The organism is Mariniflexile sp., assembly GCF_052728615.1.
Window position 1 is genome coordinate 1 of the sequence record NZ_JBFVFE010000024.1, and the last position, 25,713, is coordinate 25,713.

Genomic DNA, 25,713 nt, shown 5'->3' on the forward strand with positions numbered 1-25,713 from the left:
AATCGTTAATGCCCTGCGCAATATTCAATCAAGAAAAACCGATTCCAATTCATTTCCAAAATCTTGCATGGAAACCCTTGTTAGATTGGTTAAAACGGCAATCACCAATTCCTCTTCAGGATAGATGGCAAGTAGGGTAGAAGCACCAACGCCACCACCCGTATGATAATATTTTGGCGTGCCTTTTTTAGAGTGTTAGAGGGTTTAAAAGTGGAAATAGAATAGGTATAAAATGAAGAAAATAATTTCTATAGTTCTTGTAATGGTCGTTGTTTATTCCTGTTCAAATAAGAAGGAGCAGCCTAAAATAGTCAAACAAGAATCAAATTATTATTCAAACCCTATTTTACAAGGGTTTTACCCAGATCCAAGTATATGTAAAGCAAACGAAAATTACTATTTGATTAACTCTTCGTTTGCCTATTTTCCAGGCATCCCTATTTTTAAAAGTCCAGATTTAGTCAATTGGGAGCAAATAGGAAATGTTTTAGACCGAGCTGAGCAATTGGATTTAAGTGGCTTTGGCGTTTCTAGAGGTATTTTTGCACCAGCTATTAGATACCATAACGGTATTTTTTATGTGGTTTGCACTTTAGTTGATGGTAAAAATAATTTTGTAGTTACGGCAACAAACCCAGAAGGCCCATGGTCAAACCCAACTTGGATTCCTGAAGTTGAAGGCATCGACCCATCCTTATTTTTTGCAAAAAACGGGAAATCTTATATTGTTTATAATAGCATACCACCAAATAATGTTAGTTTGTATGATGGCCATCGAACCATTAAAATGTACGAGTTCGATATTGAAAACTTAAAAGTTAGCGGACAGGAAAAATTATTAATTAATGGTGGTACTGATATTTCAAAAAAGCCCATTTGGATTGAAGGTCCCCATATATTTCAAAAGTATGGATTTTATTATTTAATCGCTGCCGAAGGCGGTACTGCGGAAGAACACTCAGAAGTCGTTTTCAAAAGTAAAACCATTGAAGGCCCTTATGAAAGTTATAAAAATAATCCCATTTTAACCCAACGCCATTTAGACGACAATAGATTAAATCCAATTACGTCAACAGGTCATGCCGATATGGTTGAAGATAATAATGGTAATTGGTGGGGCGTGTTTTTAGGGTGCAGACCTTATGATAGAATTCATTACAATACAGGCAGAGAAACGTTTTTGGCACCTGTGGAATGGCAAAATGAATGGCCCATTTTTAATTTGAATGGCGATGTGGTAAGGAAATTTTATCCGACACCCAACAATGTGGTTAAGGCTGATAAAAGTTTCAAATACAGCGGGGAATATACTCATAGAGAAGAATTCAACAATTCGGAATTAGGTTTTGAATGGTTGTTTTTAAGAACTCCAAAAGAGCGTTGGTATCAAATTTCTGATGATGCTTTAATGATTACTACACGACCTGAAACTGTTTCAGAGAATGTTAATCCCAGTTTTATAGGACATAGGCAACAGCATATAAAAGGTAATGTAAGTACTGAAATGTTATTTGAAACAGATAAAACCAATGAAAAAGCAGGTTTAATTACGTTTCAAAATGAATCACATTTTTACTATTTATGCAAGTCTTTTAAAAATGGTAAAGCCGTTATTCAATTGTACCAATCTTCAGAAAATGGTATGGAAGAACTAGCTAGCAAAGCATTAAAAACCAAACAACAAATTAAATTAAAGATTGAGTCTCAGGGTACGGCCTATAATTTTTTATATTCCGAAGGCGATGATAATTGGGTTAATTTAAAAGAAGGTGTTGATGCCCGCTATTTAAGCACGAAACAAGCTGGAGGTTTTGTAGGTACTATTTATGCTATGTACACAACTTCTTTAGGTTTAAAGAGTTCTAACAAAGTCGTTTTTAATTGGTTTGAAATTGAAAATTCAGATTAGGGAAACGTGTTGAAATTATATGATTTTAAGTAAAATTTGAATATTGATTATAAGTTAATGAATAAAATAATATCAAATAAACGGGCTAAGTATTTATTAAATTTTAAATACACACTATTAATCTTAATACTTATTAAAGGATTTAGTGCTTACGCACAAAGTAAGGATCCAAAACAAAAGGAAAAAATGTTACAGTACATAGGGACTTGGTATAGTACGGATAATATTACCGACACAAATCTTCCGGAAGACCCAAAAATAAAAATGACTGTTGTAGCAAAATTGGGGATAGACAACGGACTTCAAGTAGAGGTGTTTGAAAAAGTTCTACAAGAATGGAGCACTATTCTTGTTGAACTTATTAATTATGATGAATTAACGAATCAAATCGTTGCTTCGGGTATCAATAAAAATGGAGATTGTTTTTACGGAAAAGGCTTCTTTTTTGACGATGATAAATGGCTAATGCAGGATACGAACGTAAATGGCGAACCTATCATGGATGTTAATTTTCAATTTATAAACAGCACAGAAGTTCTTTTAAATGGAACGTCTCCAGAAGGAGAAAAACTTTGGAAAGTGAAGTATATTAAACAAAATCCAAAATCTAAAAACATAGGGATTCAGTTGGTCTCCGTTAGGGATTTAATGCTTAAAGATAGCAAAGGGACTTTACAGCAATTAGGGCGTATGGGATATAGCTTTATTGAAACATTTGTTTATAATGATGGTAAATTTTATGATTTTAAACCTAATGAATTTAAGGAATTGGTAGAATCCCAAGGACTGAAATTTAAAGGCTCCATGGTTTTTAAAGATTTTATAGGTAATAGCAAAAATAGTATTATGGAGTGGTGGAATGCATGTGTTAAAGCCCATAAACTTGCAGGCGTTTCTTATATAACCACGTCAAATAACGAAATAAATAAAATTAAAACTTTAGAGGATTTAAAAATGTTTGCAGATTATTATAATCTGATAGGAAAACTATGCAAAGAAAATGGTATTGATTTTGGCATCCACAATCATGTTGATGAATTTAATGTGATTGACGGACATATAATTTATGATTATTTATTGGAAAACACCAATCCAAAGTATGTCTTTTTTGAATCTGATTTGTATTGGATGAAAGTGGCCAAGGTTAACCCTATAGATTATTTTAAAAAATATCCAGGGCGTTTTTTAAGTTGGCATGTAAAAGACAATGAAGAGTTGGGGCAGAGTAATGAAACAGATTTTAGAAGCATTTTTGAATATTCAGAATTGGCAGGACTCAAATACAATATTGCCGAAGTAGAGAAGTATAATTTTCCAGTAATAATTAGTGTGGAACTGGCTTATCACTATTTGTATGATTCCAATTTTGTTGAGCGTTACTCGGAAAATAAAAAAGTTGATTAATGTTAATAAATAGGAAGTATGAAAGTTGTAACAATTTTTTTTATAGGTGTTTTTTTTAGTGTTCATGCACAGAACAATAAAGCATTAAAACCACGCGAATTTTACAATGCTAAATACGAACCCGAAACAGGAATTTATCACGGCGCTGGTCAGGATAAAAAAGGATTTAAGGATTATGTGAATGCCGTTGGACAAGATAAGACACCAATAATTTACATGACCTATATTAATTTAACTGCTTCAGTAGAAAAGATTAAATCTTGGGGAAAAGATCTGAAACATGTTCTAGATAGCTTGCCAAAAGGGATTATGCCCCAAATTGGCTTAGGACTTACTGGTGGTAATGATACTGGGGCAGGTTTGGATAAAGATGTTGCGGATGGTAAATACAATGCGCAGTTGAGGGCATTTTATAAGGTGCTTTTGGATTTGGATAGACCATCCTTTACCAGAATAGGTTACGAGTTTGAGGGCGATTGGAATGGGTATTCACCTGAAAGTTATAAAAAAGTATTTATTATTATTTCCAAAGCATTTAAGGAAAAAAATATAAAATCGGCTACGGTTTGGTGTTCGGGTGGTGGCTCTGCAAATTTTATGAGTATTGAAAAGTTAATGGCATATTACCCTGGTGATGACTATGTAGATTGGTGGGGTATTGATGTTTTTAGTCCTGAAGAATTTTATGATATTGGCTTACAAAACTTTTTTGATGCTGCTCATACTCATTTTGATGCTGCTCATACTCATAAAAAACCAGTGATGATTGGTGAATCTACACCACGATACGTTGGGGTTTTGGATGGCGAAATATCTTGGGAACATTGGTTTAAACCTTATTTCGAGATGTTATATGATAATCCAGGGATAAAAGCATTTTGCTACATCAATTGGGATTGGGAATATTGGTCTGACAAAATTGGTTTTCAATGGCATGATTGGAAAGATGCCCGTATAGAAAAAAATCCATTTGTATTGGAGGCTTATAAAACGGAAATGGATAAACCAATATTTATCCACACACAAACACATAAATAATGAACTTCAATATTACACAAATAGCAACCATTCTTTTAAAGATGATAACTTAATTATTGAAGCTAAAAAAGAAGCCATTCATGGGTTTAATTACTCCTCCACAAGAATTAAAACCGATAACAAATTTGAATTTAAGTACGGCAGAATTGATATAAGAACAAGTATGCCTTCAGCCACAGGTACTAGGGTTGCTTTTTGGTTATTGAATAAAGATTATTCCGTTCAAAACCCAGCTGCAGAATGGCCCAGTGGAGGCGAAATAGACATTATGGAGTATTTAGGATAGGATAAGACCAAAATTTTAGGAACGCCTCATTATGGTTCAGACTTAGCAAATCACAAGTATAATTCAACATATTATACTACTACAAATGAAGGTTTCGATAAAGCATATTATTTGTTCTCATTGGTTTGGGAGGAAGATAAAATAACTTGGTTAGTAAATGATGAAGTGTATAAAACATTTACACCCAACGATACTGGTGGTCAACCTTATCCTTTTAATGATGAGTTTTACTTACTAATAAGTTTGTCTGTTGGTGGTAATTTGCCAGTGTCACCCATACCCACTGAGTATTCTGCATTTTTAATTGTGGATTATATAAGGGTTTTTCAAAAATAATGAATTTGAATGATAAACTGTAATGCATAAAATTTATAAAATACATTTTCTTGTTTTTTTTTTCTTGATTTGCCAAGTTTTAGAAGCTATGGGCAATGGAGCTCAAGAACTTTTAAATAAATCTTGATTATTAAATGTTGTGCATAAATCCATAAAAAATTAATTAAATCAAATAACTTAAAGAAAATAAAATGAAACAAGGTGTTATAATAGGCTTTCTTGGAAAAACACAAGACCGTTTTTCAGAATATCAGAATCCAGCATCCACTAGAGAAAAATTAGAAATTGTATCTAAGATTGATGGCTTTGATGGGGTAGAGATGGTGTACCCTTATGAAAACGGTACGCCCGAAGAGACTATGAAATTAATGAAAGAATTCCAATTAAACTTTGGAGCTATCAATGTAAATATAAAAAAAGAGACCGAATGGGTAGCAGGAGCTTTGAGTCGTCCAGATAAGGCTATTCGGGACCGTGCGGTAGCCATGATTAAAAAGGCTAAGGATTTCGCAAAAGCAGTGGGAGCACCTCATGAAACGTGTTGTCCACTTTCAGATGGTTATGATTTGCTTTTTCAGATAGATTATAAAAAGGCTTGGAATTCAATGGTAGAAACTATTGGTGAAGCATCTGATTATTTGCCTGAAATCCCTCTTTTTATTGAACCTAAATATTCTGAAACCCGTGTGCATTGCCAATTGGATTCTACAGCAAAGGCTTTGTTGTTGCTAAAAGAAGTGGGCAATGAAAATACGGGAATTACATTGGATTTTGGACACTCACTTCAAAGTGCCGAAAATCCAGCCCAATCCTTGGTAACTATTTATGAAAGTGGATTTGATGCCTATATTCATACAAATGATAACGACTCGAAAGCCGATTGGGATTTACTTGGAGCCAGTCGTCATTTTCTACACTATGTAGAATTGATGTTTTGGGCGCAACAATATAATTACGACAAGTACTTTACTACAGATGCATCTCCTCGAATTTTTGATATTTTAGATTTTTTCAACCGTCATTCCGAAATTACTTTAGGTGCTTATAATTTAGCAAAATCACTTAACGCTGAAGAGATTTTACAAATGATGCAGAATGAAGATTTTAACGGTTTGATGAAACTTGTAAATAAAGGCATTTATAGAATCTAAAATGGATACCTGTTAAACGAATAACACGCTTATCGTATGGTTCGGTATTATTCATAAAACATTTAAAGTACAGATTTTTATTAATCTAAATAAAATTTAAGTACATGACAAAAAATTAGATTGACCTTCTGTAAATGGTACTAATCCCACTGAAATTGAGACCTGTCAGGTTTTTAAAACCTGACAGGTCTGGAACACATGAGATTATTAAACTGCTGACAATTAGTTATATAACATTTATTTTTCAATTTTTGTCATGTACTTATAAATAAAATATAATAAAAACATAAAAATGAACAATAACAATTTCTTAAAGCATTCTATAATTGTATTATGCCTAATTTCTACGCTATTAAGTGTCGCTCAAAAATCAAAAATTAATATGCCTAATGGACGTATCGCTTTTAGTTCTGATGGAAATTTACATGATTCAGATGATTGGGGAGCGACCGCTTTTTCACTAGCACTTTTGCATTATGCAGATTTAGAAAAACGCTTTGTACATTATGACTATAATAATCATTTAGGGAATTCTAGAAAAAGTTGGGAAAAAATGATGGACGAGGCTGCCAAAGGTGGTGCTAAACGATTTGGACTCGATGTCTCTAAAGTGTTTAATGACCAAACTGAAAAGGAAGCCGCAATTGCCAATTTTGTTAAAGAAGCTAAAAAAAGCAGTAAAAATAATCCACTTTGGTTTATATGTGCTGGTCCAATGCAAATGGCTTATAGTATGATAGCCGCTACTCCAGAAAATAAACGGCAATTTATTTATGCCATATCTCATAGTACATGGAATGAAGATCATACTCATGGAGAAACTGAAAAAACCTGGGCAGATATGAAAAAGGATTTTCCGACAGTAACTTACTATGATATTATTGACCAAAACAATTCAAATGGTGAAGATGATTTTCAATCTCATATAAACAACTGGAAATGGCTAAAAAATAGCTCAAATAAAAATTGGCAATGGTTATACAATATGGATGATACTTACCAAGTGGATGAGTTAGAAAGTTGGAATTCTAATACAGAAAAACATTTTGATATTTCTGATACGGGTTTGACTTATTGGTTAATTACTGGAGGCCCAAACAATGGTAATGAAAAAGCAGGGTGGAAAGAAGTGAAAGCACTTTTTGAAAACAAACCAATCGAAATTACTAGCCCAACACCAGATATTAAACTAACCTCTAGCGATTATATTTTTATAGAAGCAGAAAACACGGCTTCCAATTTACAAGAATGGGATCTTATAAAAAAGGGTGATGCTAATTACACTGAAAAAGCTTCTGGTTGGGCGCATATTGAGTTTACAGGTAATATTGCGAATACGGGAGAACCAAATTCACCTTTAGAATACACTTTTGTTGCACCTAAAGATGGAAACTTTAGGTTATTAATGATGACCAGTAAACGATTGGAAGGAGCACAAGGTGATTGGTGTAATGATGGTTTTGTTAAAATGAAAGGTAATTTTACCTCGGAAACAAATTTATCTAAAGAGGAGTTAGAAAATTATATTAAATATTTTCAAGAAGGTAGTACTAATACATCTGAATTAGAATGGTATTGGGGGCAACGAGCAGAAAAAGGGTCACATGTGTTTTTTGATTTAATCTATGGATTAAAAAAAGGAGAACAATATACTTTAACCTTAGCGGGAAGATCAAAACGGTTTAGTGTTGATTATTTAGTGTTTTATGATGCAGACAAATTTAGTTTAATTGATGCGAAAGAACTTTTTAAAAATTAAAAATTTTAATAAGGGATTTGTAAACCAATCGTTTTTTTGTTCTATGTGGGAGTATTTTTCAATTATAAGTTTCTGCGCCAAAATGAGGGAAATTCTTTATTGAAACTCATAAGGATAGTATCATAGGTAAATTAGTAAATAAAAGAATAGGTATAGGCGTTTAGACCACCCTTGTTAAGTATTGATTTTATTGGCATTTATTTGTAATTAACCATCTTTCTTATTAACACATCGAAGATTGTACCCATATTTGACCTCCTATTGTATCTAAAATGATATTCGTCAAGGTAATTTTGCATATACTCTTTACTACAGTGATGGTGAATTCCCCTGAGCCATCCTTTTATGTTCATAATGTGTATATGCAATTCTTTAAGATTCTCACCCTCCCCTGAAGCCACTTGTTTCAGTTTTAAGAACTCCTTTTTCAAAGGCGCATATCCTCTCCATTTGTCTGTGATCATGGTTGCTTCGTTTGAAACATATTTCACCAAGAAGCCCCCCAGTTCTTTTGCTGAGGAATGTTCGATAACGTCTGCATAAGCTCTGCCAACTCCATCTTCCAAAATTTCGATGGCAAGGACCATTAATTTTTTCGACCCCTTGCTTCTGCCTTTTTTGCCTTCTTCTGGCCCTCCAATCACAAACTCATCTGCGTGAACTATACCTGTTAACGGGCTTTTAAGGCTGCTTTTCATGGCTTTTTTGAACTTTTTGCTTGAATGCCCAACACGTTTTTTGGCGAAGTCCAAACTCGCTGCTCAATTCCAACGAAGACATCCCTTTTTTCTTGGTACTTATCTTAAACGTGATGTGAAATGCAACCAAAATCTAAAATTTCAATTTTTCAAACATCGTGCCTGTTGTCGGACTTTCATCATATTTACATTTCAAACATCTTCGTGAAAATGGTTTCCTGCCATTGTAATATTTATCATGATGACATTTTCTGCAAACAAAACCATCCTCCCATTTTATTAACGAAAGGTATTCATAACAGTCCCTATCTTCCTTAAACCGCTTGTTAAATATTATTGAGTTCACACCTATAAACCTCTCCCTTGTACTCATCTGACAAAGGTAATATTATATTATTTAATGGGAGACCTAAACGCCTATACCAGTATTAATAAATACAAAACGTTTTCAAAACACACGAATGGTGAGAAAGTATTGCCTATTTATTCCAACCAGAAAATCAATATTTATTTGAAGGAAATAGCAAAAGATTGTAGCATACATAAAAATTTGACCTTTCATGCTGCCAGACATACGTTTGCAACTACGGTGATGCTATCCAATGGTGTGCCCATAGAAACCTTTTGTAGTTCTTCTGGGTTCTTTCAAAGTAGTAAAATGATGAGTAAATAATAAGTGTGAAGGTGTTTTAGGGCCGTTTGTGGTCATTTTTTTTTAATGGCAGACCGACTACCATTTACTATGCTAATGTAATGATTTTGCTAATAATGGTTAAGTTTTAAAAAGCGTTTGCCCTGTATCTAGTTCTTTTAATTTGTAACTTTTTATCGAGGGAAATACTCTCTATAGTTGTTAACTATTACTAATAGCATATAATAAAATTATATTCCCTTGTTTTCGTATTGACATTTATTAAAAAACACATATATTTGTTCATATATTTTTACTGTTCACGAATAATGAACATTTAAAAACAATGAACATAAAGAATTAATAAAATGAATGAAGTAGATATTCTAAATAATGCAATTCATAATTTAGAGAAAGATATTCCCTTAACATGGGATTGGAAAACTATGGATTATAATAAAGATATTGGTATTGATGGAGAATTAGATATTATGATAAACAACCAAAAAATAATAATGGTTGTAGAAGTAAAAAAGGACGTTAAAAACCACCAACTATTTAACATCATTAATAATAAATTCCAAAACTTTTTATTGGTAGCAGAAAAACTATATCCAAAAGTAAAAAAGGAACTTAGGGAAAATCAAGTGAATTATTTAGAGGGTAATGGGAATGTGTATATTAACAAAGGAGGCTTATTTCTTTATATAGATACAAATAAAACAGCTAAAACCCTAAAGGAAAAAGGAAATAGGGCATTTACTAAAACGGGTTTAAAAGTACTGTTTCAATTTTTGTTAGAACCTAAATTAATCAATCAAACCCAACGAGACATTGCAGAAGTTACAAATGTTGCTTTGGGTAATATACCCTTAATTATAAATGGTTTGTTAGAAACGAACCTAATTTTAAAGTTGAACAAAAACGAATATGTAATTAATAATTACGAAGAATTACTTAATAAGTGGATGGCAGAATATGAGCAAACTTTAAAGCCTACCCTTTTTAAACAACGATTTCGTTTTCAAAACAAAAATCAAGATTGGAAAACATTAGAATTCAATACAGATAAAACAGTGTGGGGTGGTGAACCCGCAGGAGATATTATAACCAATCATCTACGACCAGAAAATTTTACTGTTTACACAAAGGAAACTAATAAAGATTTAATGTTGAATTATAGATTATTACCAGACGATGAAGGCGATATATGGGTATATGATATGTTTTGGAAAAATAATATTAATACGAACACAGTACCTAAACAATTGGTATATATAGATTTAATGATAACCAATGATAAAAGATGTAAGGAAACAGCAAAAATAATTTTCAATGAGCATATACAACCAAACATATAAAGAACTAGCAATTCCCTATTTCAAAGAAGTTTTTGACATTATAGATAAAGTCATGTTAAAACTAAATGTGCCTTATTATCTAATTGGAGCGAGTGCCATAGCATTAGAATTATTAAAAGATGGCATCAAGCCTAGTAGAGGTACAAAAGATATTGATTTTGCCATCATGATTTCATCTATTCAAGAATTTGAAACCATTGTTAAAGAACTGGGTAACTATGGATTTAATAAAGTTGAAGCACCTTGGCCCCTGTACAATGATAAATTTAACATCGTTATAGACTTATTGCCATTTGGGGAAATTGAAGAAAAATTTACAGCAAATTTCAATGAACGTTATACCGATTTGCCTGTTTTAGGTTTTAGTGAAGTATTACAAGACCCTGAAACGGTACAAATAAAAGAAAAGTTTATTCAGATACCATCCTTACCAGGGATGGTTATTTTAAAGTTAATTGCTTGGAGTGATAGACCAGAGTGGATAGGACGGACAAAGTGAACCACATAAAAAATCACTTCAACCTGAATTATAAAAGGAATTGCAATAATTATGTCTATGCTCAATTTAATCCGCTGAAGGTGGTTCACCTTGGCCGTTTTTCGCACATTGATCTTAAAATTAAAATTCAATCATTTATGAAATCGCACTTTTTGTTGTTCTGTTTAATTATAATTCAGCAATCTTTTGCTTGTTCCCTGCAACACAAACAGAAATTTGATATTTATACAGATGCCCATAAAGTTTCAATTGTATATAGTGCGGAAGGGCCAGCTTTAGATTCTATTACGGCAAACCTTTTGGCACAAGATATTAAACAAGTAACTGGTTTTTTACCTCCTGTTTTGGTAGGTGCAAAAAACATAAAAGGTAATGTGATTGTGGTTGGGGGTTTAAATTCATCTTTAGTCCGTTATTTTAGTGGACATGTAAAAGCGCCAAAAGAGTTTCAGTTACAAAAAGAGAGCTACCAATTATCAGTAACACCCAATCCTTTTGATAAAAAAGGGCGCGTCTTGGTAATTGCGGGAACCGATGCACGGGGCACTGCTTTTGGTGTTTTTTCTATTTCAAAAACAATAGGCGTTTCTCCTTGGGCGTGGTGGGCAGATGTGCCGATTAAAAAACAGAAAAATTTAAGTATCGATCAGGATTTATTTTTTTCCAAATCACCTGCTGTGGAGTACAGAGGTATTTTTCTAAACGATGAAGATTGGGGTTTACAACCTTGGGCAGCCAATACGTTGGAGCCAGAAACAAAGGATATAGGCCCTAAAGCCTACGCCAAAATATTTGAACTTTTACTTCGTTTAAGGGCCAATACCATCTGGCCCGCCATGCACCCATCTACGCATGCTTTTTTTCATTACCCAGGTAACCCAGAAATGGCAAAAAAATATAACATTGTAGTGGGTAGTTCCCATGCAGAGCCTATGCTTCGCAATAATGTAGATGAATGGGATAATAAAGAAAACGGAGAATTTAATTATAAAACGAATGCCAAAAATGTGGCTGCATATTGGGAAAATCGCATTAAGGAAAGTAAGGATTTAGAAGCTATTTATACCATGGGGATGCGCGGAATTCACGATAGCGGTATGGAAGGGGTAGAAAGTAAAGAGGAGGCAGCCCATATTTTAGAAACCGTGATTGCAGATCAGCGTGCTATATTACAACAGAATTTAGGCAAAAAAATCACTCAGATTCCCCAATCGTTAACTTTATACAAGGAAGTATTGGATCTCTACGATGAAGGTATTGCAGTTCCCGACGATATTTCCATTGTTTGGACCGATGATAATTATGGTTACATAAAAAGGTTGAGTAACGAAAATGAACGCAAACGATCGGGCGGTACCGGCGTATATTACCATGATTCTTATTGGGGAAGGCCACATGATTACTTATGGTTAAACTCCACACATCCTTCTCTTTTATGGGAAGAAATGCACAAAGCCTATACCACGGGAGCAAAGAAAATTTGGATATTGAATGTGGGCGACATAAAACCCGGGGAATATAAATTGCAATTATTTTTTGATTTGGCTTTTGAGCCCGAAAAATTTCCTTCAACAGACCAGGTGAAAGCACATGGGGAAAATTTTTATTCTGAAATATTTGGAGATGAACGGGGCAAGGAAATCAATGCCATCCAATACCGCTATTATGCTTTGGCTTTTGAGCGCAAGCCCGAGTTTATGGGCTGGAGCCAGACGGAGCCCATAACCCCTGTCCAGAAAACCGCGTACAGCCCTTTTTTATGGAACGATGAAATTCAGGCGCGTATCAGTGCGTACCAAGACATACAGGACAGGACCGAAAAGCTAGCTTCAAGACTTGATGAAAGTTTGCAAAACGCCTTTTTTGAATTCGTGTATTACCCAGTTTTCGGAGCTTCCCTAATGAACAAAAAATTTCTGTATAGAGATCAAGCTTTGGCATATCAAAAAGAAGGAAGGTGGAATTCCGAAGCTTTTTTAAAAGCTTCCCACGGTGCCTATGATAGTATAACAAGCTTAACGGAAAAATACAATACCACTGTGGCTGATGGTAAATGGAACGGAATGATGAGCATGCACCCACGGGATTTACCTGTATATGAAAAGATAGACTTAAACATAGAAGCATCAACCCATAGTAGCGGTAATAAAGTAGGAATGTCTCCAGAAAAAAACATAATTGATAAAGCTGCTTTTTATACATTACCCACTTTTTATGCGGAAAGCAAGCAAACCCATTTTATCGATATCTTTTTAAAAGAAAAAGGAAATGACACTTGGGAGATTACCAAACAGCCAGCTTACCTTCAGTTTAATAAAACCAAAGGAAACTTGTCTAATGAAGAAAATTTTCAAGAACACTTAATTGTTTCAGTGGATTGGGAGGCGTGGAAAAAAAGTTCTAAACCCAAAAATACACAATTTACATTAAAAGCGGGAGATAACGATTTTACCATTCATGTCCTTATGGAAAGTTATAATGATATTCCAAAAAAAGCCTTTATAGAAAAAAATGGCATGGTGGTAATGTATGCCGAAAATTATTCATCCATAGAAAATAAAGAATTGTTTACGTGGAACAAGATCAATGATTTGGGCTATAGTAATCATGTCATGCAAGCGAGTCCGTTATATGCTTACCCTATAGATACACTGGCAATTGAAAAAAAAGCACCGGTTCTAACTTATAATCTATATACCAAGAGCGCCACAAAAGAAGCAGATATCATTATACACGCTTTGCCCACCCATCCCATCACTAATAAACACAGTGTTAGGTTGGGGGTTCAGTGGGATGATGAACCTATTACGATTTTGGATTTTAAAACTGTAGGCAGGAGCGAAATTTGGAAACAAAACGTACTCTCTAATACCGCTGTAATCCAACTTCCTGTAAAGAGCGAAAAAACAGGAAAGCACCGCATCAAATTGTATATGGTAGATCCGGGGGTGACCTTGGATTATATCTATTTGCAGTTGCAACCCGATTCTCAGCTGCCATATTCCATTGTTCCAGAAACTTTAAATGAGCAATAAAAAAAGAGAAAAAACGTCATTGTTAATTTAAAAAAGCACCGGTTTTTAAATCTCCGTAGTCACAGTGCTTTTATTTCCGTAAGTTTTGTTTGTAATTTCTAGGTAATTTACCCATAAAATTTTTAAAGATTCTTGAAAAATATAAAGGGTCGTCAAATCCCATTTTGAAACGGATTTCTTTAATGCTTAAATCCGTATAATTTAAAAAATCACACGCCTTTTGTATTTTTTTTAAATTAAAAAAAACCAATAAGGGATAGCCAGTTTTAATTTTGAATTTAGTGTGTAAATAGGATTTGGAATAGTTGAATTTTTCAGCAATCTCATCCAGCGTGAAATTCATTTCTAAATTGTTTAATAGGAAATCCTTTATTAATGCGAATCAAGTGTTGAAAAGTAAAACCCATTACGATTTATACGACAATATAGGGGGCGTTAGCCCTAAAATCGTCGTAGATACACGTTAATTAAATAAAAAGGGGCGTAGCCCTGTTATCTTCGTAAAATAACACGATAATGAACAAAAAAGATATGGCCCTGAAATTCAATAAACATGGCAAACACGTACACAATTGTTTTTATAAAAGATGTCAGGGCTAAAGCCCCTAATCCGTCATCATGGCTCATTTTGCTACTAAGACTACAGGGCTAACGCCCCTAAGTCAAGCGCATAATCCAATTTTCTATCGGCTAAATAGTTGCAATGTTTTAACTCTTGATTCGCATTATTAAATCAACCAAAGTGTCACTATGTTGCGAGTCCGTACTCGATTCAAAATCATGGTAAGTAAAAAACCACCGTTAGAAACGGTGGCTTTGATTTTCAGATTAGACCCAAAGGGTCATAAGACTCATCCATGGTGTTCTTGATATTTCACATAACGTTTAATCATATCTTCATCTAATCCTATTGTACTCACAAAATAATCCCTTGACCAAAAGTGATTGCCCCAATATGGCTTTTGTTTCAAATTTGGGTAAGTCTTGAAAAGTTTTAGATGGGCAAACCTAAAAAATGGCAGAGCCTTTAAAACATGACCACCGTCAAAGACGGTGGTTTTTCAATGATAAATAAAATCTCTCCCAATGGGTATTTAAAATTACCTTTTGTGGTTCCCTAGGTTCTTTCAAGGTGCTAAGTGCTGGGTAAATTTTGATCGTGAAGATGTTTTGGGGCCGCTTGTGGTCATTTTTTTTTTTAGGCAGACCGACTACCATTTACTCTGTCAATATACTAATTTTAGTAATAATGACGAAATTTTTAAAAGCATTTGCCCTGGCAATATATATGACCTAATAGTATTTTAAATGGTTCCCACTAAGGTTTTTATCTGTAGGTTTTGCTTGATTGCCTTGAAAAAAATTCTATGTTCTAGCGTTTTTCGTACACATTGGCTATAAATCTTGTTTTCCACTTTAATTGGTTGTTTATATGTTTTTAATATTTCTGCTTTTTAGTGGATTATTGTTTGGAGCTTAAATATTCAGTTTTTCTAATTTTTCTTGATACTTCTTAATCTCATCACGAAATTTAGCCGCTACAATAAAGTCCAAAGCTCTCGCAGCTTCTTCCATAAGCTTGCGTTTTTCCCTGATTTTCTTTTCCAGTTCTGGTTTGCTCAGGTACAAGGACTCCGGTTCTGCGGCTTTGGCGGCTTCCAGTTCGTAACTATAAGTGCTTACCGAATTTTTTGATAAAGCATTATTCAAACTCTTATTTAATGCTTTTGGTGTGATGTTATGTTTCGTGTTATACGCTATTTGTTTTTCACGTCTGTAATTCGTTTCATCAATGGTTTTTTGCATGCTGTTGGTTATTTTATCGGCATACATAATGGCTTTACCATTTAGGTTTCTGGCAGCTCTACCAACGGTTTGTGTCAAGGAGCGGTTAGAACGTAAAAAACCTTCTTTATCGGCATCCAAAATGGCAACCAACGATACTTCGGGCAAGTCCAAACCTTCTCTTAAAAGGTTGACTCCAACCAACACATCAAACAAGCCTTTACGCAAATCTTGCATGATTTCAACACGTTCTAAAGTATCCACATCACTATGGATATAACGGCAGCGTATTTGGATTCTGTCTAGATACTTAGTCAGTTCCTCAGCCATACGTTTGGTTAAAGTAGTCACTAATGTACGTTCATCTTTTTCAACACGCTGTTGGATTTCTTCAATCAAATCGTCAATCTGGTTTAAACTGGGACGAATTTCAATAACGGGATCCAACAATCCTGTGGGCCGAATTACTTGCTCCACATAAACCCCATCCGTTTTTTGCAGTTCATAATCTGCGGGTGTCGCACTTACATAAATGACTTGATTTTGAATGGCTTCAAATTCCTCAAACTTTAAGGGGCGGTTGTCCATGGCTGCGGGTAATCTAAACCCGTAATCCACTAGGTTTTCCTTTCTGCTTCTGTCGCCGCCGTACATGGCGTGCACTTGCGAAATGGTAACATGGCTTTCATCCACCACCATTAAATAATCATCCGGGAAATAATCCAACAAACAAAACGGGCGGGTTCCAGGAAGTCGCCTGTCCAAATAGCGTGAATAGTTTTCAATACCAGAGCAGTAGCCCAATTCCCGAATCATCTCCAAGTCAAATTCGGTACGTTCTTTCAAACGTTTTGCTTCCAAATGTTTGCCAATATCTTTAAAATAATCATGTTGTTTTACCAAATCGTCCTGAATTTCTTTGATAGCACTTTGAAGAACATCTGGTGACGTGACGAACATATTCGCAGGATAAATAGTAAGCAAATCGTATTTTTCAACCACTTGATTGGTTTGGATGTTGAAGGATTCCATATCTTCAATTTCATCGCCAAAAAAATGGATCCTGAAGGCATCATCGGCATAACTCGGGAAAATATCAACGGTATCACCTTTTATTCTGAAGTTTCCATGATGAAATTCGCCTTCGGTACGGGAGTATAAGCTTTGCACCAATTGATGCAATAATTTGGTTCTTGAAATGACTTGGTCTCTTTCGATGGTAATGACGTTTTTTTGAAATTCCACCGGGTTTCCAATACCATAAATACACGATACAGATGCAACCACCAACACATCCCGTCTTCCGGAAAGTAAGGACGAGGTGGCGCTTAAACGCATTTTTTCTATTTCTTCATTAATAGATAAATCCTTTTCTATATAAACCCCAGAAACCGGAATGTAGGCTTCGGGTTGGTAATAGTCGTAGTAAGACACAAAATACTCCACCGCATTTTTTGGAAAAAATTGTTTGAATTCGGAATATAATTGGGCCGCCAAAGTTTTGTTGTGCGCTAAAACCAAGGTTGGTTTTTGTACTTCTTCAATAACATTGGCTACCGTAAAGGTTTTACCAGAACCCGTTACGCCAAGTAAGGTTTGGTATTTTTCGTTGGCATTAATACCGGCAACCAGCTGTTTGATGGCTTGGGGTTGATCGCCCGTTGGACTGAATCCGGATTCAATTTTGAATTTCATATTCTGAATAAATACTTAAAAGTATAAGAGTGGACTAAATTACTTAAAGTTGTTGGGATTTAAAATTTAAGAATAGAATTTTTAGAAATCGCCTATTTTGATAAAAACGCAATCATGTGTTTGCGATTAAGCTGGCTGATGGTTTGCGTTAGGGGTTGCAGCGGCATCCTTTTTAAACTAAAAATGAAACCAAACTTTGTTTTGAACAAAAAATTGGCAGATGGCTTCGTCCTTCGTACTCGCCATGACGTTTAAAAAGATATAGCGGAAAACCCGACCCTCCCGATAGTTATCGGGAGGGTAACGCCCAAATTATAATTCATCGTTTTAAAGCAAAATGCCCTTTAATTTCAAACGATTCGCCATTTTGGATGACGTTGGCAACAAACCAATAATCATCTGAAGGCATATTATATCCATTAAAAGTACCATCCCATCCCGTCACCGTATGTGGTAAGGTTTTTAATAATTTGCCGTATCTGTTATAAATATACACGATGGTTCCTGGCAGTTGGTTTACGCCCACTATATGCCAAGTATCAAAAAAGCCATCGTTATTTGGGGTAAAAAATTTAGGAATGTCTATCACAAAAACTTGGGTGGTAACGTCTTCACAACCATTCAAATCCCGTATGGTAACCACATGAGGTCCAAAACTAACGTTAGAAAACACATTGGAAGTTTGCGGTTCGCCATCATCTAAAATAAACACATAATTTCCAATACCGTCAATATCAACGGTAATGCTGTTTGGGTCTGCAAAATCTACGGTGGACGTAACGTTTATTTTAGCTATTTCAGACTCTATTACTGAAAAGAGTTTGGTATAAGAACAATCGTTAGACATTGTGTGAGGTGTAGTAACTGTTACAGAATAGTCACCTATTTCTGAAGCATCATTTAAAATTACTTGCGGTGTTGTTGCACCTTCATTAATCCATGCAGGGGTACTTAGTTTGGACCAAACATAAGTATCATTTGGATTTCCGGTATAGGCATCAATAACCAAGGGCACCGCATTATTGCACAAAGGTACTATATCGTTAATAGGTATAATGGGCAGTGGATTGACGCGTGTGGTAAACTGGGTAATATCAAAACAACCTGTGTTGCTGTTTTGTATTCTTGCATAAATGACTTCCCCGTCAAATGATTCGTGGAGCTCGTTTAAGTTATTCGACGCAGTTTCCGTATCGGCCAAGGAACTGTAATAGGTTACGGTATGTGTACTTGCATCTTGTGATCCTAAAATATTGTTTCTTGTTGCTGATAAATCAAATACTAAAAAGCCATCAAAATCATCATCACAATCCATTAAATCGGGCGTGGTGTTCGCTATTGGGTTTTGGTTGATCTGCAGGTTGAACGGACGCACCATATAACATCCAGTTGTATTTGATGACACTCTAACAAATAAGGCATGGTTACTGGCGGTGTAATTAAATATATTCCCCATTGGCATCACATTGGCATCCGCATCTGCCTGTGTGTTGTGGTATGAAATGGTTACATCGGTAGCACTATTTACCACCATGGTATTTACCAACGACAAGTCGTAAGTATCCGTATCGTTGTCGCATATAGCAATGGTTCCCAAAGCATTGGTTGGAGGTGGTAAAATAACTTGAAGTTCTAAAGGAATCACACTGTAACAGCGCGTTAATGTGTTTGCGACTTTAATATAGACTGTTTTAGCGTTGGAATTGTAATTAGTAGGTGTTGTAATTTGATTGGTGTTATCCAATCCGTCATTGGGATTGATGTCGCTTTGGTTTTCAAAATAATTTATGATTAAATTGCTTTGTACCCGGTCGTTAATATCAAAATCGGCAGTTTCCAAATTGAAAAAAGTAATTCCGTCATAATCGGTATCGCATGAAACTAAAGGTGCTTTTACCTGACTGATATCGGGAGCAGCCACAATATTTATTCCAAGTTCTTCCACTACATAACAGAAGGAATCGCTGCTTTCAATCCGTATATAAATTGTTTGTGGATTGGTAGCATTGGTATATTGTGATGGTAATGGACTGGTATTGTTTTCCGCATTTTGTTGATTCAAATGAAATGAAATATTCAAGTTATCGGGAGACGTTAGAGCTATTTCAGTTCTTTTGGCATCTAAATCAAAAACGTTTTTGCCATCATTACTGGAATCGTCACACACCAAAAAATCAATTATTGGGTCGTAAATAGGATCTGGAGACACTTGCAATAAAAACGAAGAAGTGCCATAACAACTGGGACCGGTACTATTTTCAACCCTAACATATAAGGTTTGAGGGCTGCTGGTATTTCTAAAAATGTTGTTTTTATCGATAGCATTTGCAAGGTTTCCGGTTAAAGCATCGTTTTCAACCAAAAAGTAATAAACCTCTTTTCCTGTTTGTCCATTTAGAATTTCGGCATCTTTATCAGCCAAAATAAAATCGGCACTATTTGTACCATCATCTTTGCATATTTGAAAGTTGCTTATGGCTGGGAAATTGGAAAGTGTGTTCACTATAACTTCAAAAGGTACGATAGCATAACATCCCGTTGCAGAAAGCGCATCAGCAACCCTAACATAGATAGTTTGAGTATTGGAATTATATGCTGAAGTGCCGGTTAAAGCAGCTGTATTGGCTTCGGCATCGGCCAAAGAAGTATGGAAACTTATATTCAATCCTGTTGTGCTGGGTACTACTTCAGGAATTTTTGCATCTAAATCAATAACTGAAAAACCATCTTGGTCATTATCGCAAATTATAATATCCGTTGGTTGGGTTGTAGCCGGTGCCACTATTACTTCAATCTCGAAAGAGTTCACGGTATGGCAACCCGTAGCAATATTTTCAATACGCGCAAAAAATTGTTGTGTACCAGAAGATAAAGAAAACAGGAGTTCGTTACTACTGTTTTTATCTTCCGCATCCTGCTGTGTTGGATAATAAAAAACTTGAAAGTCTGTATTTCCGTTGGTAACGGTTTCATCCAACGCATGTAAATCGATATTCGCTATGCCATCGTCATCCGAATCGCAATAAGGAAGCGGACTCGCAGGGGTAAAATTCAGAATGGGGTTTACCAATAACCTTATTTCTGATACATCTGTACAACCGGAATCTATATTGGTTAGCTTAATATATAATGTTTTTGGGCTTGTGGCATTATAAAAAACATTTTTAGGTATTGGGTTCGTGTTGCTATCTCTATCCGCTTCGGTTTCATAAAATTCCACGGAAATATTGAACGGCAAATCGTTTGCAATATACGTTTCTACCGTGTTTAGGTCAAAAGGGAGCGTATCCGCATTGTCCTCATTATTATCACAAAGTGCAAAATCACCTGTATCGGTGGCAGTTAATAATAAATTGGTATGAAGTTCCAAGAGCACTATAGAGGCACACCCCGTTGTATTATCTTGAACCCTAACATAAAGTGTTTGTTGTTCGGGGTTTATGTTTTGATAATTGGTTTCGTTGGCTATAGGGTTGGTGCCCGTTTCGGCATCGGCATAACTTTCATGGAATGTTAACGCCACATTAGTTAGCGAACCTTGAATGTCGCTAATTATTTGGGTTAAATCAAAATCATCAAAGCCATCATGGTCAATATCACAACCATCGAGGTACCGTGTATCCCTATTTACAATTGGACTAATGGTAATATTGACATCTAAACTAGTAGTATTTACGCAACCTGTTTGCGTATTTATCACACGCACATAAACGGTGCTTGTAGGTGTAGCAGAATTAATATATGGCGACGTTATGGGGTTATCGCCCGTGTTGGCGTCTGCGGGCGAGGTATGATATGAAACGGCTAAATTAGGCTGGGAAGCTGTTATTTCATCATCTTTATCCGTTAAATAAACGATGGCATATCCATCAGGAAAATCGTCACTATCACAAACTTCCAAAGGTGTTGGGTTTACGATGTTAGGAAGCGGATTTACAATTAAATTGAAAGTGGTATAAGAAAAACAGTTACTGTCTAAATCATCTATTCGAACATAAATGGTTTGAGGATTGGAGGTGTTTGGAATTGGTATTGTTATTTCATTAGAATCACTTCGTGCATCTGCCTCAGAATAATGATAACTATAATCAGGATTTGTAAAAGGAATGTTGTCAACAAGCTCCGCGTTTTTGGTTGAAAGGTCAAATATTTCTACGCCGTTACCACTAGCATCGTCACATAATTGATAATTTGATATGGGCGCAATGGGTTCTTCCGTATTTAGCACCACTACAATCTCATCTTTTTCAACACAGATAGAGCCACTCAAAGGTACTGACACTTCTACTCGATACGTGCCATTTTGAATGACATCCAAGGTTGATGAAACGGCTCCCGGTATCAACGTGTTGTTTAAATACCATGCATACGAAGCAAACCGGTTTTGTATATCGGCATCTAAAGTTGCCACACTGGCACAGGTGGTAATGTCGGCACCTAAATCCAAAATCTTAAAACTATCACCTTCAATAAATACGGCAGAATCTGATTCGATATCGGTTTGGTCTGCAATAATCAGTTTAATATGGTATTGAACGTAAGGTACGATGGTAGTGGAAGCTGTCAATACCGTTGTCCTCCCATTGTAATTGGTATCAGGATTGCCGTAAGTATCAAAATACTGTGCGTTTTGAGCTGGACAAACCCCATAAATTTCATCGTGAATGGTATTGGTGTTCACGGGGATGTTTGTTCCTGGCACCAAGGCTATATTTCGGTAGGGACCGGCACTTGTGGTTTCTTTGATCAAGAACACAAAACCATCTGAAAATTGGCAGGGGTTGATGCCAAAATATTCTTCGGAAGCCAATAGGTAATTAAATTGAAGTTGATTGGAGATGGATATAATATCAAATTCAATGGAAGTCGCATTCAATGTATTTGTAATCCTTAAAGCCGTTTCTAAATCCGGATCGGTGCCCCAATTGGTGGAGCCTTCACTTAATATGGGAGTTATTACTCCGTTTCCGCCCGATGTGGCATTGCCCGTAGAAAGCATAATACCGTTTTGAAACGGGAAGTTTGAACTTCCTCTTTCAAAATAAGCATAACTGGAAAAACCACTACTAATTCCATTTACCGATGAGGTAATATTGCTAATTTCAACGCAACTGTTTTTTACAAGATTGTCTTCTATAAGCTGTGTTAAACCAACGGATCCGTTTACGGTTATTTGTTGCGAGCATATTAAATTGCAACTACCTACAAGTAGTACAAAAACAATATAGTTATGCAGGTTTCTTTTCACTTTGCTTTATTTGGGTAAAAAAACGTGGTGTATCCAAATTCATTATCGGCGAAAAATAGATAATATTTGGATGAACCGCAAAAGAATAAGTCGAAACGCCTTTTAATTGGTTTTCAAGTAAAATATCAATGTTTTAAAGTAAAATGGTTCTTAAAAATCCTACCATCTTCAAGTTGTATGGAAAACCAATAATCATCCACGGGCAGTATTTCGCCATTCAGCATGCCGTTCCAGCCTTCCCCTTTGGGATCCACTTCCTTTATCAGTTTTCCGAAGCGGTTGAAAATCATTATTTTAGAATTTGGTTGAAAGGTAATGCCGTACACCTGCCAAGTATCATTAAATCCATCGCCATTGGGAGTGAACACTTTCGGAAATCCTATAACCGAAATTTTGAGCGGTTGTGTGGTACCACAGTCATTTTTAATATCCCTCACTGTTATGGAATAAATACCTGGTTTTACGTTTTCGAACGTATTGCTTTCTTGGTATGGAGCATAAACGGTGTTGAACTCATCGAGTAACCTGTATTCATAAATACCTTCACCTGTAACAAAAACAGAAACCATATTGTTTTGTGAGGCATCTATAATTTTATAGGGTTCATTAGCGTTGAAAGAGGCAATATTGGAAGGTTCTACCTGAATGGTCCTTAATTTAGAACAGCCAGTTAGTTTGCTGGTAACGGTAACGGTATATGTTTTTGCTTCATTGGCATCGATTTGATACGAACTTTCTCCCGTGGACCATAAATAAGTATAATTATTGGGCGATTCGTTTAATACGGCAGCATTTAGGGTAATGGTTTCAGGGAATTTATTCAGACAGTATAGCGCGACATCATCAGGCTTAATGTTTGGTAATTTATTTATGGTTAAATGCACTTTACCAATGCCATAACAACTGTTGTTGCTTTCAATACGCGTATAAATAGTTTGTGAATAAGGTATGTTGTTTTTGAACGTTACGCCTATATTATTTTTTTCCAATAAGGCATCTTCAAAGGTTTTGTAATAGATAACGGGGTCTGTTATACTGTTCAATGCCTGTATTTCCAACGTTATATCTTCCAGATTAAAAGTGTTGATACCATCTTCAGATCCAGTTTCATCGCATACCACATAAGGGAAATCATCAATTTGTGTCAAGCTGACATTCAGGGTCAATTCAGAAGTGTCAAAACATCCCGTAATGTCATTGATAACTTTCACATAGACGGGTTGTGGATTGTCTGTGTTATAGTTAAAATTAGCGGCGTCCAATTCTATGGTGTTGGCTATATCTGAATAAAATTTAGTGGACAAACCACTTACACCACCAGTTAATGCAGTATTTGCTTCATTTAAATTAAAACGTGTATAGCCACCAGGAATCCCATCTTCATCACATTGCGTAAGCACGGTATTATAAGCAACAGGGTTTTGGCTATATGTAACTACGGCAACACCTTCCAACAGCGCTTCGCAGTCGCCCGTTTTTGGATCTATCAGCACTTTGTAAATTCCAGGTTGCGAAACAACCAAATCAAAATCATTTTCTGGTAACAGTACATCATTTCGCGTCCAAGTATAGCTGGCAGTGGGCATATCAGCCCCTTTTAAGGTGTATGTAGTGCCATCGCACAGCGGTAAATTGGTTGTTGTAGAATTGGTTTTCCGTATAATATCAATTTTTTCAGCAAAAAACGATGCAATAAAAGGAGGCAATCCTTGGGAAGAATAATTTGGAGATAAACCAATAGCATTATGTTGATAGCTGCTAGAGATCCCTAAACCATTAGGATTATTTATAACTCCCAAATATTGTGTCCCTTGATCATATGTTGCACTTAAAGCCCTATATATTTTGCCATTCGGCCCCAATTGTAAGCCACCTCTATAAAGTTGCCTGTCATCAATAATAACGGCGGAATTTTGAATGTTGGGAGCCGTTAGATCATATTGAACCAAGGAAGAGGTATGTGTTGATGGATTATCTCTATCCTCACCAAAATAATCATTGGAATAATGAATGTACAATAATTTGCTGTTAGGAGAAAACTCTGCACCATAAGGATAAATACTGTTCCCCGACATTTTTATGGGCAGCGGGTTGCTTACACTACCGGTATTGGCATCAAAATCAAATAAATATAAGCCTTCAGAGGCATTGGCGCTGGCCATTTTAGTACCATCGGGCGATAGTTTCAAATAGCCTCTACCATCAGTAATAACTAGCGTATTAAATGTTGAAATGACAGGAGTGGTGCTGACACCAGAGTTGCTGACTTCAAATGCATAAAAAGTATCAAATGTGTCTGATATTTGATCTTTAGAAGCAAAAGTGACCACCCAAATGGATTTTGTTAAGCAATCTTTTATAACAGCGGATACTTTTTCGGAAGACTCTTTAACTAAATTGATATTTTTGTTTGTTAACGCACCCAAGCCACCATCAAGCCTGATATCAACCTCAGAATAGTTTAACCCTAAATTGATGTTGTTATTGTTGTTTTTTTGATTGTCAACCGTAAAAATATAGTAAATATTAGGATCATTGGGTTTAGGAACAATAATGGCAGATTGCGTACTTGAGGCATCGCCATATAATCCAGCACCATTTTGCATGATATTGTGATTTCTATTCCAAACCCATGAACCATCCGTATAAAACAATAGGTTTCCCGAATCGTCCGAAATGGAAGTACAGCCTTCAACGGTAAATAACTGACCGTCGCTTACGGCCGAAACAGTATTGTCCAGTGGATTGAATTTAATGCCGGCACCATAACCAAAATACCAATTGGAAGCTTGGTTTTGCGCAAAACTTAAAACTCCAAATAAAAAAAAGACTGCTATCAATAGTTTTTTAACCATAGGTAACAAATCTATTAAAAGAA

General features: G+C 35.5%; 13 protein-coding genes and 3 pseudogenes. 10 read left to right on the forward strand and 6 right to left on the reverse strand.

What is annotated here, in order from left to right; genetic code table 11:
- The first annotated feature begins 232 nt into the window (after positions 1 to 232).
- From ACU1LP_RS10485 to ACU1LP_RS10510, 6 genes and pseudogenes are all read left to right on the forward strand, one after another.
- On the forward strand, positions 233 to 1,909 hold the full coding sequence (locus tag ACU1LP_RS10485) for a glycoside hydrolase family 43 protein (protein ID WP_445736217.1): 1,677 nt from the start codon (positions 233 to 235) through the stop codon (positions 1,907 to 1,909).
- A gap of 186 nt (positions 1,910 to 2,095) precedes the next feature.
- On the forward strand, positions 2,096 to 3,313 hold the full coding sequence (locus tag ACU1LP_RS10490; protein ID WP_445736218.1) for a sugar phosphate isomerase/epimerase family protein: 1,218 nt from the start codon (positions 2,096 to 2,098) through the stop codon (positions 3,311 to 3,313).
- An 18-nt stretch (positions 3,314 to 3,331) separates the two neighbouring features.
- Positions 3,332 to 4,351: a glycosyl hydrolase gene (locus ACU1LP_RS10495; protein WP_445736219.1), complete on the forward strand. Its 1,020-nt coding sequence runs from the start codon at positions 3,332 to 3,334 to the stop codon at positions 4,349 to 4,351.
- A pseudogene (locus ACU1LP_RS10500) lies at positions 4,284 to 4,973 on the forward strand (glycoside hydrolase family 16 protein). Before ACU1LP_RS10495 ends, ACU1LP_RS10500 begins: the two are co-directional and overlap by 68 nt.
- Before the next feature lie 191 nt (positions 4,974 to 5,164).
- Positions 5,165 to 6,124 carry a sugar phosphate isomerase/epimerase family protein gene (locus ACU1LP_RS10505; RefSeq protein ID WP_445736220.1) on the forward strand — a complete coding sequence of 320 codons (960 nt, stop codon included), beginning with the start codon at positions 5,165 to 5,167 and terminating at the stop codon, positions 6,122 to 6,124.
- A 292-nt stretch (positions 6,125 to 6,416) separates the two neighbouring features.
- Complete coding sequence (locus ACU1LP_RS10510) at positions 6,417 to 7,883, forward strand: hypothetical protein (RefSeq protein ID WP_445736221.1); 1,467 nt, start codon at positions 6,417 to 6,419, stop codon at positions 7,881 to 7,883.
- A 197-nt stretch (positions 7,884 to 8,080) separates the two neighbouring features.
- Here the strand turns inward: ACU1LP_RS10510 and ACU1LP_RS10515 are convergent.
- A pseudogene (locus tag ACU1LP_RS10515) lies at positions 8,081 to 8,954 on the reverse strand (IS1595 family transposase).
- Positions 8,955 to 8,981: 27 nt separating this feature from the next.
- Between ACU1LP_RS10515 and ACU1LP_RS10520 the strand changes: the two are divergent.
- The 4 genes from ACU1LP_RS10520 to ACU1LP_RS10535 all read left to right on the forward strand — a co-directional run bounded on the left by ACU1LP_RS10520 (position 8,982) and on the right by ACU1LP_RS10535 (position 14,107).
- Entirely contained in the window at positions 8,982 to 9,254 is a 273-nt protein-coding gene (locus ACU1LP_RS10520; RefSeq protein WP_445731745.1) for a hypothetical protein, read from the forward strand.
- A 326-nt stretch (positions 9,255 to 9,580) separates the two neighbouring features.
- The gene (locus tag ACU1LP_RS10525) at positions 9,581 to 10,573 is read left to right on the forward strand and encodes a type IV toxin-antitoxin system AbiEi family antitoxin (protein ID WP_445731744.1); all 993 of its coding nucleotides are present in this window, start codon (positions 9,581 to 9,583) and stop codon (positions 10,571 to 10,573) included.
- Positions 10,548 to 11,072 (forward strand): hypothetical protein, encoded by a 525-nt coding sequence (locus ACU1LP_RS10530; protein WP_445736222.1) that lies wholly within the window; start codon positions 10,548 to 10,550, stop codon positions 11,070 to 11,072. The genes ACU1LP_RS10525 and ACU1LP_RS10530 overlap by 26 nt, the downstream gene beginning before the upstream one ends.
- A 137-nt stretch (positions 11,073 to 11,209) precedes the next feature.
- Positions 11,210 to 14,107 (forward strand): glycosyl hydrolase 115 family protein, encoded by a 2,898-nt coding sequence (locus ACU1LP_RS10535; RefSeq protein WP_445736223.1) that lies wholly within the window; start codon positions 11,210 to 11,212, stop codon positions 14,105 to 14,107.
- 70 nt (positions 14,108 to 14,177) lie between these two features.
- Here the strand turns inward: ACU1LP_RS10535 and ACU1LP_RS10540 are convergent, their stop codons facing one another.
- The 5 genes and pseudogenes from ACU1LP_RS10540 to ACU1LP_RS10560 all read right to left on the reverse strand — a co-directional run bounded on the left by ACU1LP_RS10540 (position 14,178) and on the right by ACU1LP_RS10560 (position 25,690).
- Positions 14,178 to 14,450: a helix-turn-helix domain-containing protein gene (locus ACU1LP_RS10540; RefSeq protein ID WP_445734495.1), complete on the reverse strand. Its 273-nt coding sequence runs from the start codon at positions 14,448 to 14,450 to the stop codon at positions 14,178 to 14,180.
- 508 nt (positions 14,451 to 14,958) lie between these two features.
- Positions 14,959 to 15,102, reverse strand: a pseudogene (locus ACU1LP_RS10545) (transposase); the annotation flags it as partial.
- 481 nt (positions 15,103 to 15,583) lie between these two features.
- The gene (uvrB, locus tag ACU1LP_RS10550; protein ID WP_445736224.1) at positions 15,584 to 17,587 is read right to left on the reverse strand and encodes an excinuclease ABC subunit UvrB; all 2,004 of its coding nucleotides are present in this window, start codon (positions 17,585 to 17,587) and stop codon (positions 15,584 to 15,586) included.
- A 319-nt stretch (positions 17,588 to 17,906) separates the two neighbouring features.
- Positions 17,907 to 22,835, reverse strand: coding sequence for a choice-of-anchor L domain-containing protein (locus ACU1LP_RS10555; RefSeq protein ID WP_445736225.1), 4,929 nt, complete (start codon positions 22,833 to 22,835; stop codon positions 17,907 to 17,909).
- A gap of 125 nt (positions 22,836 to 22,960) precedes the next feature.
- Positions 22,961 to 25,690, reverse strand: coding sequence for a T9SS type B sorting domain-containing protein (locus ACU1LP_RS10560; RefSeq protein ID WP_445732671.1), 2,730 nt, complete (start codon positions 25,688 to 25,690; stop codon positions 22,961 to 22,963).
- Positions 25,691 to 25,713: the final 23 nt, after the last annotated feature.